The following is a 13,436-nucleotide window of genomic DNA, read 5'->3' as shown; positions in this document are numbered from 1 at the left end:
CCAATTTGGCCCGTGCTTGCACCCGAAGTCCAGCGCACCGCTTGGTCGCTGACGACCTGACACGGTTGCCGATAAAGACCCCAATCGGCATTTTCATTCAGGAATACGCCCCCGCCGAATACGTCAGCTCGTAGCTATGGCTGTATAGCTCGAACACGATGCCGAACGGATCTTCGACATAGACCATCCGATAGGGTTTCTCGTCGGGAAAGTATTCGCGTACGGGCATGCGTTGCTTCCCACCAGCCGCAACAATTTTCGCAAGAAGGTCTTCAAGATTGGGGTCCTGGATCGCGAAATGGAACGTCCCATGCTGGCGAAACTTAAGATTTTCCTCCGGCGCATGGTGTCCTTCGAATTCAAACAATTCGAACCCGACGCGGTCGGCGGTCGCAAGATGCGCGATCCTGATACGCCCCCACCCGGCACCAAACACATCGGTGCACATCTGCCCAATGTCGCTGCCGTCTTCGATAATCTCTGTTGGTTCCATGATGACATAGAACCCAAGGACATCACCGTAGAATTTGATGGCTTTGTCCAGATCGGGAACAGATAGCCCGATGTGTGAAAATGTGCGTGGTGTCGGGTGCATAACGTAATCCTTTTCCGGTTATTGTCACCGGTTTAACTGGACCAACACCAAACCTGAAATTATGATATTTCATGATATTGATAACACCATGGAATGATCTGTGCTCAATGCCACATGGCTGGAAACCTTTACGACCCTATGCCAGGTCGGACATTTTACACGAACGGCTGATCAGCTGGGCATGACGCAACCCGGCGTATCGCAACATTTGCGCAAACTGGAAGACCAGATTGGGAAGCCGCTGATTGTCAGAGACGGCAAAACCTTTACCCTTTCGCCCGCGGGGGAAGCTGTTTTTGCTGTTGGCAAGGCCAGACGCACGCAAGAGCAGGCCCTGAAAGAGATCGTTCAGGTGGACGAACCAGATGTTGGCACCGTCCGTATCGGGTGCTCGGGTAGCTTCGCGCTGTGGCTCTACCCCCATCTGCTGGAGCGTATGCAACAGGCCCCGGACCTTGTCATCCATTTGAACGCAACACCGCAGGCCGGTATCGTGAACGGGGTTCTCGACGGCGATCTTGATTTGGGCATCGTCACGGAACGGATGGATCACCCCCAACTTGAAACATCCTTGCTCACCAAAGAAGAATTATGTCTGGTCCTGCCCGCAGGTTTTCCGACCGATGGTCTCACCTTACAGCGCCTGAACATCCTTGGCTTTGTTGCCCACCCGGATGGTTTTGCCTATGCCAATGAATTGCTGCAAAAAAACTTTCCAGATGAATACCAAGGCGCAGAGCACCTAAAGATCCGAACCTTTGTAAACCAAATTGGCCAGATCCCGATCCCGGTGGCCAAGGGCATTGGATATACGATCTTGCCCAAATCCGGTGTGGACGCATTTCCACATCCTGAAGCTCTATCAATTTATGCCCTTCACGAAAGACGGTTTCACGATCTGTGGACCATTGCCCGCAAGGGGCGATCCCAATTCGCCCGCATTTCCGCAATCAAGGCGACAATAGACCGGGCAACGCAAGCCGCAGGGTGAACTCATCCCTGCCTGCCGATGCCTACCGTCGGCGGGACACCCAGGTCACCGCTTTGGCGGCGAAACCAGGCCGCGCCAAGCCAACATCATGGCGGGAATTCGTAAAGGGTCGAACAACAAAAACCCCCACCGATCTCTCGGCAGGGGTTTCTTTTTTCAGGCGGGGCTTTCACCCCAGGAATTACCAGTCCTCGCGGACCACAATCCGGGTTTTGATCGGCAACTTCATCGCGGCAAGGCGCAGGGCCTCTTTCGCCACGGCTTCGGTCACGCCGTCCAGTTCGAACATCACACGGCCGGGTTTGACCTTGGCCGCCCAGAAATCCACCGAACCTTTACCTTTACCCATCCGAACTTCGGTGGGTTTGGAGGTTACGGGAGTGTCCGGGAAAATGCGGATCCAGACACGGCCCTGACGTTTCATGTGACGCGTCATGGCACGACGAGCCGCTTCGATCTGGCGTGCAGTCACACGCTCAGGCTGAAGCGCCTTGAGGCCATAGGTGCCAAAGTTCAGATCGCTACCGCCTTTTGCCTCGCCGGAAATCCGGCCCTTGAACATCTTGCGGAATTTAGTGCGTTTGGGTTGTAGCATTGGTTACGCTCCCTTAGCGACGGCCACCGGCACCACGTGGGGCCGGACCGTCCTGGAGTTCCTGTGCCTTGCGGTCACGCGCTTGGGGGTCGTGTTCCATGATCTCGCCTTTGAAGATCCAGACCTTGATCCCGATGATGCCATAAGCGGTGGTCGCTTCGACATGTGCATGATCGATATCGGCACGCAGAGTGTGAAGCGGCACGCGACCTTCGCGGTACCATTCGGTCCGGGCGATCTCGGCACCGCCAAGGCGGCCCGCGACGTTAACCCGGATACCCAAGGCACCCATGCGCATGGCGTTCTGCACCGCGCGCTTCATGGCGCGACGGAAGGATACACGACGCTCAAGCTGTTGTGCGATGCTTTCGCCAACCAGGCGGGCATCCAGCTCGGGCTTGCGCACTTCAACGATGTTGAGGTGCAATTCGCTGGAGGTCATGTTGGCGATTTTCTTGCGCAGGGTTTCGATGTCTGCGCCTTTCTTGCCAATAATCACGCCAGGACGCGCAGTGTGCACCGTGACGCGGCACTTCTTGTGCGGACGTTCGATGATCACGCGGGAAATACCCGCCTGCTTGCACTCTTCATGAATGAAGTCGCGGATGGCGATGTCTTCCATCAGAAGATCGCCATAATCCTTGGTATCGGCGTACCAGCGGCTGTCCCAGGTGCGGTTGACCTGAAGGCGCATACCGATCGGATTGGTTTTGTTACCCATTAGGCTTGCTCCTCGATCTGACGCACCTTGATGGTGATTTCCGAGAACGGCTTGTGAATCTTGCCGAACCGGCCACGGGCGCGCGGACGACCGCGTTTCATGATCAGGTTCTTGCCAACATAGGCTTCGGCCACGATCAGCTCATCCACGTCAAGACCGTGGTTGTTCTCGGCGTTGGCAATTGCCGACTGCAGGCACTTGCGTACATCCAGAGCAATCCGCTTCTTCGAGAACGCCAGATCGGTCAGCGCTTTTTCAACCTTCTTGCCGCGGATCAGACCAGCGACGAGGTTCAGTTTCTGCGGGGACGTCCGGAGCATGCGCAGTTTTGCCATTGCTTCGTTGTCTGCCACGCGGCGGGGGTTCTTTTCCTTGCCCATGACTTATTTCCGCTTCGCTTTTTTGTCGGCGGCATGGCCATAATAGGTACGGGTCGGCGAATATTCACCGAACTTCTGACCAATCATGTCTTCGCTGACGTTGACAGGGATATGTTTCTGGCCGTTGTACACGCCAAACGTCAGACCCACGAATTGGGGCAGGATCGTCGAGCGGCGCGACCAGATTTTGATAACTTCGTTACGCCCGGATTCGCGCGACGCTTCGGCTTTTTTCAGCACATAAGCATCGACAAAGGGGCCTTTCCAAACAGAGCGCGACATATATTAGCGACCCTTCTTCTTGGCGTGACGCGAGCGCAGGATAAGCTTCTGCGACGCCTTGTTCTTATTACGGGTGCGCGCACCTTTGGTCGGTTTGCCCCAAGGCGTGACCGGGTGACGACCACCCGAGGTCCGGCCTTCACCACCACCATGGGGGTGGTCGATCGGGTTCATCACGACACCACGAACACTTGGGCGGATGCCCTTGTGACGCATGCGGCCGGCTTTACCGTAGTTCTGGTTCGAGTTGTCGGGGTTCGACACAGCACCAACGGTGGCCATGCATTCCTGACGGACCAGACGCAGTTCGCCCGAAGACAGACGGATCTGAGCGTAGCCACCATCACGACCAACAAACTGGGCATAGGTGCCCGCGGCACGTGCGATCTGGCCGCCTTTGCCTGGCTTCAGCTCGATGTTGTGAACGATTGTACCGATTGGCATGCCCGAGAACGGCATCGCGTTGCCCGGCTTGATGTCGGCCTTTTGGGCTGCGACGATCTTGTCACCAATGGCCAAACGCTGCGGCGCCAGGATATAGGTCTGATCGCCATCAAGGTATTGCACCAATGCAATGAATGCGGTCCGGTTCGGGTCATATTCAATCCGCATCACGACGGCTTCGACGTCGAGTTTGTTGCGTTTGAAGTCCACGATCCGGTAGAGACGTTTCGCCCCACCACCACGGCGGCGCGATGTAATACGTCCGGTGTTGTTCCGGCCGCCCGACTTCGTCAAACCCTCGGTGAGGGCTTTGACGGGGCGTCCTTTGTACAGCTCCGAACGGTCGATCAGCACCAGCCCGCGCTGGCCCGGCGTCGTCGGCTTATACGACTTGAGTGCCATGCTTTCTGTCTTCCGTTTAGCAATGCAGGGCGTTTCGTGCCCCGCTATGTTTGAAGGCCCCCGTAGGTGCCCAAGTTATAGGCCCCCGTAGGTGCCCGGTTCGAATTGCCTTGCGGCAATAACGCAGACGCCCCAGACGAATCTGGGGCGGTGCGGATGGGGTCTGATAGGGGATGAAGGGGGTGGGGTCAAGTGGCGCGACCACTGGAAGTTTGCCGGGACGCCATTCAACGCCCCCTTCAATTGAGGGACGTGTATCCGGCACTGCAAGAAACGAAAAGACCCCGGCCACTTTCGTAGCCGGGGTCCAAAATCCCAACGTGGGCAACAGGCGCTTACAGACCGGTTGTCACGTCGATTGTGTTGCCCTCTTCGAGCATCACATAGGCTTTTTTCACGTCTTTACGCTTGCCCAGTTGGCCTTTGAAGCGTTTGACTTTGCCTTTGGTGATCGATGTGTTCACCGCTTTGACCTTCACACCAAACAGAGCTTCAACAGCCTCTTTGATCTGGGGTTTGGCGGCGTCGATCGCCACTTCGAATACCACGGCACCGTTTTCGGACGCCATTGTGGTTTTCTCGGTGATGATCGGCTTGCGGATCACGTCGTAATGTTCTGCTTTCGCACTCATTTCAAACGAGCCTCCAGAGCTTCGACAGCCGCTTTGGTGAGCACCAGGGTGTCACGCTTGAGGATGTCATACACGTTTGCACCCATCGATGGCAGGATGTCGAGACCTTCAATGTTGGCCGCAGCTTGTGCGAAACCGGCATTGACTTCGGCACCGTCGATGATCAGCGCGCGCTTCCAGCCCAGTTCACGGACCTGTTTGGCCAATGCGCTGGTTTTGCCTTCGGACGCGGCGTTTTCGATCACAACCAGTTGCCCGGCTTTGGCTTTCGCCGACAGCGCGTGCATCAGGCCCAGCTTGCGGACCTTTTTCGGCAGATCGTGGCCATGCGACCGCGGGGTTGGACCTTTGTAGATACCACCCTTGCGGAAGATCGGCGCGTTACGGTCACCGTGGCGTGCGCCGCCGGTGCCCTTTTGGCGATAGATCTTCTTGGTCGAATAGCTGGTTTCCGAACGGGTCTTCACCTTGTGGGTGCCGGCCTGTGCGTTGTTACGCTGCCAACGGACAACACGGTGCAGGATGTCGGCGCGCGGCTCGAGACCGAACAGCGCATCATCCAGATCGACCGAACCGGCAACGCCGCCGTCGAGATTGATCACATCAAGTTTCATGCTTCACCCCCTTCGGCAGGTGCTTCGACCGCCGGTGCTTCGGCAGCGGCTGCTGCTTCGGCAACCTTCAGACCCGCCGGGAACGGCACGCCATCGGGCAGCTTTTTCTTGACCGCGTCTTTGACTGTGACCCAACCACCTTTGGAGCCGGGAACAGCGCCTTTGATCATGATCAAGCCACGATCGGCATCGGTTTTCACAACTTCAAGGTTCTGGGTGGTAACACGGACAGCGCCCATGTGACCGGCCATTTTCTTGCCTTTGAAAACCTTGCCCGGATCCTGACACTGACCGGTCGAACCATGCGAACGGTGCGAGATCGAAACACCGTGCGTGGCGCGCAGGCCGCCGAAGTTGTGCCGCTTCATGGCACCGGCGAAACCTTTACCGATGGATGTGCCGGACACGTCGACCTTTTGGCCTTCGAGGAAGTGTGTGGCGGCAATTTCCGCACCCACTTCGATCAGGTTGTCTTCGGACACCCGGAACTCTGCCACTTTGCGCTTGGGCGCAACATTGGCCTTGGCGAAGTGACCGCGCATCGCTTGCGATGTACGGCTGGTTTTGGCTGTACCGGCGCCGAGCTGAACGGCGCTATAGCCGTGCTCTTCCGCGGTGCGTGTTGCCACAACCTGAAGACTGTCCAATTGCAGGACGGTCACGGGGATCTGTTTGCCGTCTTCCATGAAGACGCGGGTCATCCCGACTTTTTTTGCAATGATACCAGAGCGCATCATGTTCATGCCCTCCTTACGCTTGCAATTTGATTTCGACGTCCACACCAGCGGCCAGGTCGAGCTTCATCAGCGCGTCCACGGTCTGGGGGGTCGGATCAACGATGTCGAGAAGGCGCTTGTGTGTCCGGATTTCGAACTGGTCGCGCGACTTCTTGTTCACGTGGGGGCCACGCAGAACGGTGAATTTCTCGATCTTGTTCGGCAGCGGGATAGGTCCGCGCACGTTGGCGCCGGTCCGCTTGGCAGTGTTGACGATCTCTTGTGTGCTGGCGTCCAGTACACGATAGTCAAACGCCTTGAGCCGAATGCGAATGTTTTGGCTTTGCATTGGTCATGAGCCTTCATTGGCGTTTCGGTTGAGAGGAAGACTGACGACCATCGGCAACCTTCTTCGAACCTAAAAGGCGGGGAATCACCCCGCCTTTGACGGCACGATGGCCGTTGCGCGCGTATACGGGCTTGGGCCAGTGGTGGCAACCCGCAGCTTGCGGATATCGGAACTAAATTGCCCGAGCTCCAACAAAGAATGCGCAAAGACAAAGGGCCAGTCGTTTGACTGGCCCTTGGCTTGATTATGAGGTCCCGGGTCAGGCCCGGGACCGGATCACGATCACTCGATGATTTTGGACACAACGCCGGAACCCACGGTGCGGCCGCCTTCGCGGATGGCGAAGCGCAGGCTTTCTTCCATGGCGATCGGCGCGATCAGTTCGACTTCGAACTTCAGGTTGTCGCCGGGCATAACCATTTCTGTGCCTTCCGGCAGGTTCACGGTTCCGGTCACATCGGTGGTGCGGAAGTAGAACTGCGGACGGTAGTTGGCAAAGAACGGCGTGTGACGGCCACCTTCGTCTTTGGTCAGAATATAGGCTTCTGCCTCGAACTTGGTGTGCGGCTTGACCGAACCCGGCTTACACAGAACCTGACCACGCTCAACGCCTTCACGGTCGATACCGCGCAGCAGGGCGCCGATGTTGTCGCCCGCTTCACCGCGATCCAGCAGCTTGCGGAACATTTCCACACCGGTACAGGTGGTTTTCTTGGTGTCGCGGATGCCGATGATTTCCAGTTCGTCGCCAACGTTGACAACGCCACGTTCCACACGACCGGTCACAACAGTACCCCGACCCGAGATCGAGAACACGTCTTCGATCGGCATCAGGAACGGCTGGTCCACAGCGCGTGCAGGCTGGGGGATGTATTCGTCAACAGCGGCCATCAGCTCGGCGATTTTCTCTTCACCGATGTTGGCGTCGCGACCTTCCAGAGCGGCCAGAGCCGAACCGGCGATGATCGGAATGTCGTCGCCCGGGTAGCCGTATTCGCTCAGAAGTTCACGAACTTCCATTTCCACCAGTTCCAGCAGTTCCTCGTCGTCAACCTGGTCAACTTTGTTGAGGAAAACCACCATCGAGGGGATGCCAACCTGGCGGCCCAGCAGAATGTGCTCACGCGTTTGCGGCATCGGGCCGTCAGCAGCGTTCACCACCAGGATCGCGCCGTCCATCTGCGCCGCACCGGTGATCATGTTTTTCACATAGTCAGCGTGGCCGGGGCAGTCGACGTGCGCATAGTGGCGCGCTTCGGTTTCATATTCCACGTGCGCGGTGGAAATGGTGATCCCGCGGGCTTTCTCTTCCGGCGCGCCGTCGATTTCGTCATAGGCTTTGAAGTCACCAAATTGCTTGGTGATCGCCGCGGTCAGCGTTGTCTTGCCGTGGTCAACATGGCCAATCGTGCCGATGTTGCAATGCGGTTTGGAACGCTCAAACTTTTCCTTTGCCATGGTAGTGGCTCCTTTTGTCTTCTGGTCGGATGGTGGGGACGCGCCCCACCCTACGGTGGTGGGTAGGGCGGAGCTAACCCCGCCACCCGGCTATTATGCGTACTTCGACTGGATCTCGTCCGAGATGTTCTGCGGCACAGGATCGTAATGGTCAAACTGCATCGTAAACTGCGCCCGGCCCGAGGACATGGACCGCAGGGTGTTGATGTAGCCGAACATGTTCGCCAGAGGCACCATTGCGTTGATCGCAACAGCGTTGCCGCGCGGTTCCTGGCCGGTCACCTGGCCACGACGCGAGGTCAAATCGCCGATGATGCCACCGGTGTAATCCTCGGGTGTCACAACTTCGACCTTCATGATCGGTTCCAGCAGTTTGGCGCCAGCTTTCCGCATACCTTCACGCATGCCCATACGAGCTGCGATTTCAAAGGCCAGAACGCTCAAGTCAACGTCGTGGAACTTACCGTCGATCAAGGCAACTTTGAAGTCGATCACAGGGAAGCCCGCAAGCGGACCGCTGTCCATGACCGATTTGATGCCTTTTTCAACACCGGGGATGTATTCCTTGGGAACGGCACCACCAACAATTTTCGATTCGAAGGAATAGCCTTCGCCCGGCTCTGTTGGTGTGATGACCATTTTCACCTCGGCGAACTGACCCGAACCACCCGATTGTTTCTTGTGGGTGTAGGTATGTTCGACTTCGTGACCGATGGTTTCACGATATGCCACCTGCGGCGCACCGATGTTGGCCTCAACCTTGAATTCACGCTTGAGACGATCCACCAGAATATCGAGGTGAAGTTCGCCCATGCCCTTCATGATGGTCTGACCGGATTCGATGTCGGTTTCGACGCGGAACGACGGATCTTCTGCCGCCAGACGCGCAAGGCCGGTCGACATCTTCTCTTGGTCGCCCTTGGTTTTGGGTTCGACGGCAATCTCGATCACAGGATCGGGGAAGGTCATCGTTTCCAGAACCACCGGATCGGATTTGTCACACAGGGTGTCACCGGTTGTGGTGTTCTTCAGACCGCCAAGCGCGATGATGTCGCCAGCGAAAGCTTCGCTGATTTCATCACGGTTGTTCGAGTGCATCATCATCATCCGGCCAACACGTTCGTTGTTGCCCTTGGTCGAGTTCAGCATCGAATCGCCCTTGGAGAGTGTACCGGAATACACACGCACAAAGGTCAGCGAGCCAACAAACGGGTCGTTCATGATTTTGAACGCCAGGCCCGAGAAGGCCATGTTGTCGTCGGCACGACGCGGGATGTTGCGGACTTCTTCTTCGTCGCCGGGTTTGAAGCCCATGTAATCAACAACGTCCAGCGGGCTGGGCAGATAGTCGATCACAGCGTTCAACAGCGGCTGAACACCTTTGTTTTTGAAGGCCGAACCACCCAGAACCGGCACGAATGCCAGCGCCAAAGTCCCCTTGCGCAGCAGGGCGCGCAGGGTTTTGACGTCCGGCTCTGCGCCGTCCATCAGGTAGTTTTCCATCGCGTCGTCGTCCATTTCGACGGCCGCTTCGATCATTTTGCCGCGCCATTCGTCAGCCATGTCTTTCAGGCTGTCGCGAATCGGTGCTTTGATCCAGCTGGCGCCAAGGTCTTCACCCTGCCACAGCCATTCTTCCATGGTGACCAGATCAATCAGGCCTTCCAGCTCGGTTTCGGCACCGATCGGAATCCCAACCGGCACGGCTTTGGCGCCGGTGCGGTCTTCGATCATTTCAACGCAGTTGAAGAAGTCTGCGCCGATTTTGTCCATTTTGTTGACGAACACCATCCGCGGAACCTTGTAGCGGTCAGCCTGACGCCACACGGTTTCGGTCTGGGGTTCGACGCCAGCGTTGGCGTCAAGCACACAGATGGCCCCATCGAGAACCGCCAGCGAACGTTCAACTTCAATGGTGAAGTCAACGTGGCCGGGGGTGTCGATGATGTTCATCCGGTGCTTTTCGGAGTTTGCCGTAGCGCCGTCCTCGGTGCGTTCCCAGAATGTGGTGGTCGCAGCCGAGGTAATGGTGATCCCGCGTTCCTGCTCCTGCTCCATCCAGTCCATCGTAGCCGCACCATCGTGCACCTCACCGATGTTGTGGGATTTGCCAGTATAGAACAGAATCCGTTCCGAGCAGGTGGTTTTACCTGCGTCGATGTGGGCCATGATGCCGAAGTTACGATAACGATCGAGCGGATATTCGCGTGCCATGGGTATTAGCCTCTAAAGAATTACCAGCGGTAATGGCTGAACGCTTTGTTCGCGTCGGCCATCTTGTGGGTGTCTTCGCGCTTCTTAACAGCAGAACCACGGGAATTAACAGCGTCCAAAAGCTCGCCGGCGAGGCGTTCTTCCATCGTGTTTTCGTTGCGCGAGCGCGAGGCGTTGATCAACCAACGGATGGCAAGCGCTTCACGGCGCTCGGGGCGCACTTCAACGGGAACCTGGTAGGTTGCACCACCAACCCGACGCGAACGTACTTCGACCGACGGTTTGATGTTGTCGAGCGCTTCGTGGAACAATTCCACCGGCGCGCGCTTTACCTTGCCTTCAATACGATCAAGCGCATTATAGACGATTTTTTCTGCGACCGACTTTTTGCCGTCGATCATCAGGTTGTTCATGAATTTTGTCAGAACCCGGTCACCATATTTGGCGTCGGGCAGGACTTCGCGTTTTTCAGCGGCGTGACGACGTGACATATCCTGTTCCCCTTACTTAGGACGCTTCGCGCCGTACTTCGAACGGCGTTGCTTACGATCTTTGACGCCCTGGGTATCCAGAACACCGCGCAGGATGTGGTAACGCACACCGGGAAGGTCTTTTACACGACCGCCACGGATCAGCACAACAGAGTGCTCCTGGAGGTTGTGGCTTTCACCGGGGATGTAGCTGATGACTTCGAAGCCGTTGGTCAGACGCACCTTGGCCACTTTCCGCATCGCCGAGTTCGGCTTTTTCGGTGTGGTGGTGTAGACGCGTGTGCAGACGCCGCGTTTCTGCGGGCATTGTTCCAAGTGCTGGGACTTGGACCGTTTGACTTTGGGCTGCCGCGGCTTGCGGATCAGCTGTTGGATCGTTGGCATAGAGGTATCTTCCCCGGTTTCGCTCTCATTCAAGGTGCACGAGGCGCACCCCATGCGGTTTAGGATCGTGGCGCTTGCCAACCCCGTAAGAGGCGTACACAAGCGCAAAACCCGCGATCGCAGCCATTCCGAGGTCTACGACGCGGTTTGTTATCAGAGGATCGGAGCTATAGGTGCCCGGATCTTGACCACTTCAATATGATGTCGACGGCGGGACAGGCCCATTGCCGAGATGAGGGTGGCGTATAGGCGGAGTCGCACCCCTTGTCAACAGCACCCGCCATCCTGGATCGCCGCCGGTGAACCGCTTGCAAACAAGCCGTCGCCAGTGCAAGGCTTGTATCATCTTTCGCAGGGATAGGAGCATCAGAAAAGACAATGCAGGTCATTGGTTTATGCCGGTTCTCTTATCCCGGTCTTGGCGGCTTTCAGGTCGAACATGACACAATCGAAGATCGCATCGCCTATCTCTATGCGCCCGACCGGATGGAAGAGCGGTTTCGCCATTTCGAGGCAATCACCCTGCCCGGGCTCAAGGCCCAGACCGACGGTGATTTTACCTTTGTGATTGTGGTGGGCGATCAATTGCCCAAGATCTATGCCGACCGGCTCTGCGATCTGGTGGCTGATTTTCCTCAGGCCCGGATCGTGGCGCATCCACCGCGCGAACACCGCCCGGTGATGGCGCAGATCATCAACGATGTCCGCAGCGACCTGGGCCAGCCCTGTCTGCAATTCCGTCACGACGATGATGATGCGGTGGCTGTGACCTTCATACAGCGCCTGCGCGAGGCTGCGGACGACTGTGGCGCATTGCTGCGCGATCACCGGCTTGTCGGCTTTGACTTCAACCGTGGCTTCATTGCCCGCCCCGATGCCGATGGCGTCCATGCCGAGGAAAACGTGACGCCCTATTGGGGGGTTGCGCTAGCGATGGCGGTCAAACCCTGGGCGCGCCACACGATCATGAATTTCGGCCACAACCGGCTGAACCGATTCATGCCGACCGTGACCTTTACCCACGAAGATATGTTTGTCCGTGGCCATAACGACCACAACGACAGCCGTCAGGGCAAAAACGTCACCAAGGTCAAACTCAAGAAACTGGACGCCGAGGGCGAGGTCTATTTCCAACAGACCTTTGGCATCTCATCGGATCGGGTTCGCGAGATCTTTTCTGCCCGGGCGGGCGCTGCGCAATAGGGTGAATATCCCCATGGACACGACAATCGCCGCCCCGATCAGGGTCAGCGGCGTCGGCCAGTCCCCCCAGATCACGTAACCCAGGATCAGCGCCCAGATCAGACCGGTATAGCGAAACGGCGCGGTAAAGGCGATCTCGCCCACCCGCATCACCATGACGCTACAGAGATAGGCCACCAGGATAAGCCCGGCTGCGGCCACGATCAAAAGGGCGTTTTGCGGCGCAACGGGCTGCCAGCCAGTGGGGATGCTGGCCAGACCGGCAAAGGCCATCACCGACACCGCCCCGCACAGCGACACCAGGATGGACGGCACGGCGGTCGAAATGCGCCGTGTGACCAAATCGCGGAACGTCGAACACCCCACCGCAACCAGCGCGAAGATCGTTGCCGTACTGAACCCGTCGGGACCGGGGCGCAGGATCAACACCATGCCAAAGAATCCCACGGCGATGGCCAACCAGCGCCGCCAGCCCACAGGCTCGCCCAGGAACAGCGCCGCCCCCAGGGCCACGCTCAGCGGCAGGATTTGCAGCACAGCGGTGACATTGGCCAATGGCATCTGGAACAGCGCCGCCAGAAAGAACACGGTCGCGCCGACCTCTGATGCGGATCGCAGGGCGATCAACACCCAATCCCGCCGTGGCAGACGGAACCGAAACGCCCCAAGGTGACGGGCCAGAAAGACCAGGAACAGGCTGGCCAGCACCCCCCGCATGAACACCAGTTGAAACAATGGGACCGCACCATCAGTCAGCTTTACCATGGCATCATTGAAGGTAAATCCGGCCATGGCCCCCATCATCAAGAGCGCGCCGCGTATATTGTCCTGCATCCTGCCCCCTGCCCTACTCTGTCCTGCCGAACTCTGTTCCGCCCAATTCTGTCGTGCCCAACATTTTCCTGCTCTGTGCCGATCCTTGGACCTCTCGACCGGAAGAGACAATCCCCTGCCGCGCAGTCGTG

General features: G+C 57.6%; 17 protein-coding genes. 2 read left to right on the top strand and 15 right to left on the bottom strand.

Features of this window, described 5'->3' with window-relative positions; translation table 11 throughout:
* Positions 1-97: 97 nt before the first annotated feature.
* Positions 98-595 (bottom strand): lactoylglutathione lyase family protein, encoded by a 498-nt coding sequence (locus AC0L4F_RS11480; RefSeq protein ID WP_244688519.1) that lies wholly within the window; start codon positions 593-595, stop codon positions 98-100.
* A gap of 100 nt (positions 596-695) precedes the next feature.
* Here AC0L4F_RS11480 and AC0L4F_RS11475 point away from each other — a divergent pair, with 100 nt between their 5' ends.
* Positions 696-1,586: a LysR family transcriptional regulator gene (locus AC0L4F_RS11475; protein ID WP_244688517.1), complete on the top strand. Its 891-nt coding sequence runs from the start codon at positions 696-698 to the stop codon at positions 1,584-1,586.
* A 181-nt stretch (positions 1,587-1,767) separates the two neighbouring features.
* Here the strand turns inward: AC0L4F_RS11475 and rplP are convergent, their stop codons facing one another.
* The 13 genes from rplP to rpsL all read right to left on the bottom strand — a co-directional run bounded on the left by rplP (position 1,768) and on the right by rpsL (position 11,268).
* Positions 1,768-2,181, bottom strand: coding sequence for a 50S ribosomal protein L16 (gene rplP / locus AC0L4F_RS11470; RefSeq protein ID WP_244688514.1), 414 nt, complete (start codon positions 2,179-2,181; stop codon positions 1,768-1,770).
* 13 nt (positions 2,182-2,194) lie between these two features.
* Entirely contained in the window at positions 2,195-2,902 is a 708-nt protein-coding gene (gene rpsC, locus AC0L4F_RS11465; RefSeq protein ID WP_244688512.1) for a 30S ribosomal protein S3, read from the bottom strand.
* The gene (rplV, locus tag AC0L4F_RS11460) at positions 2,902-3,282 is read right to left on the bottom strand and encodes a 50S ribosomal protein L22 (protein WP_244688510.1); all 381 of its coding nucleotides are present in this window, start codon (positions 3,280-3,282) and stop codon (positions 2,902-2,904) included. Before rplV ends, rpsC begins: the two co-directional genes overlap by 1 nt.
* 3 nt (positions 3,283-3,285) lie before the next feature.
* On the bottom strand, positions 3,286-3,564 hold the full coding sequence (gene rpsS / locus AC0L4F_RS11455) for a 30S ribosomal protein S19 (RefSeq protein WP_048532936.1): 279 nt from the start codon (positions 3,562-3,564) through the stop codon (positions 3,286-3,288).
* A 3-nt stretch (positions 3,565-3,567) separates the two neighbouring features.
* Positions 3,568-4,410 (bottom strand): 50S ribosomal protein L2, encoded by an 843-nt coding sequence (gene rplB / locus AC0L4F_RS11450; RefSeq protein ID WP_244688507.1) that lies wholly within the window; start codon positions 4,408-4,410, stop codon positions 3,568-3,570.
* Positions 4,411-4,745: 335 nt separating this feature from the next.
* Positions 4,746-5,042 carry a 50S ribosomal protein L23 gene (locus tag AC0L4F_RS11445; RefSeq protein WP_244688505.1) on the bottom strand — a complete coding sequence of 99 codons (297 nt, stop codon included), beginning with the start codon at positions 5,040-5,042 and terminating at the stop codon, positions 4,746-4,748.
* Positions 5,039-5,656, bottom strand: a complete 618-nt coding sequence (rplD, locus tag AC0L4F_RS11440) for a 50S ribosomal protein L4 (RefSeq protein ID WP_244688503.1) — start codon at positions 5,654-5,656, stop codon at positions 5,039-5,041. Before rplD ends, AC0L4F_RS11445 begins: the two co-directional genes overlap by 4 nt.
* Entirely contained in the window at positions 5,653-6,390 is a 738-nt protein-coding gene (rplC, locus tag AC0L4F_RS11435; RefSeq protein ID WP_244688926.1) for a 50S ribosomal protein L3, read from the bottom strand. The genes rplD and rplC overlap by 4 nt, the downstream gene beginning before the upstream one ends.
* 16 nt (positions 6,391-6,406) lie before the next feature.
* The gene (rpsJ, locus tag AC0L4F_RS11430) at positions 6,407-6,721 is read right to left on the bottom strand and encodes a 30S ribosomal protein S10 (RefSeq protein WP_048532940.1); all 315 of its coding nucleotides are present in this window, start codon (positions 6,719-6,721) and stop codon (positions 6,407-6,409) included.
* 282 nt (positions 6,722-7,003) lie between these two features.
* Positions 7,004-8,179: an elongation factor Tu gene (gene tuf, locus AC0L4F_RS11425; protein ID WP_244688501.1), complete on the bottom strand. Its 1,176-nt coding sequence runs from the start codon at positions 8,177-8,179 to the stop codon at positions 7,004-7,006.
* Positions 8,180-8,272: 93 nt separating this feature from the next.
* Positions 8,273-10,393: an elongation factor G gene (gene fusA / locus AC0L4F_RS11420; protein ID WP_244688499.1), complete on the bottom strand. Its 2,121-nt coding sequence runs from the start codon at positions 10,391-10,393 to the stop codon at positions 8,273-8,275.
* A 20-nt stretch (positions 10,394-10,413) separates the two neighbouring features.
* Entirely contained in the window at positions 10,414-10,884 is a 471-nt protein-coding gene (rpsG, locus tag AC0L4F_RS11415; RefSeq protein ID WP_244688497.1) for a 30S ribosomal protein S7, read from the bottom strand.
* Positions 10,885-10,896: 12 nt separating this feature from the next.
* Complete coding sequence (rpsL, locus tag AC0L4F_RS11410) at positions 10,897-11,268, bottom strand: 30S ribosomal protein S12 (protein WP_008883423.1); 372 nt, start codon at positions 11,266-11,268, stop codon at positions 10,897-10,899.
* 378 nt (positions 11,269-11,646) lie between these two features.
* Between rpsL and AC0L4F_RS11405 the strand changes: the two genes are divergently transcribed.
* Positions 11,647-12,471 carry a putative rhamnosyl transferase gene (locus AC0L4F_RS11405; RefSeq protein WP_244688494.1) on the top strand — a complete coding sequence of 275 codons (825 nt, stop codon included), beginning with the start codon at positions 11,647-11,649 and terminating at the stop codon, positions 12,469-12,471.
* Here AC0L4F_RS11405 and AC0L4F_RS11400 read toward each other — a convergent pair.
* Entirely contained in the window at positions 12,418-13,305 is an 888-nt protein-coding gene (locus AC0L4F_RS11400) for a DMT family transporter (RefSeq protein WP_244688492.1), read from the bottom strand. The two genes, AC0L4F_RS11405 and AC0L4F_RS11400, sit on opposite strands and share 54 nt — an antisense overlap.
* Positions 13,306-13,436 lie beyond the last annotated feature (131 nt).

It is taken from the genome of Marinovum sp. J2-8 (assembly GCF_055808435.1).
The sequence above is the reverse complement of the archived record's forward strand: the minus strand, read 5'-3'. Positions and strand labels throughout refer to the sequence as shown.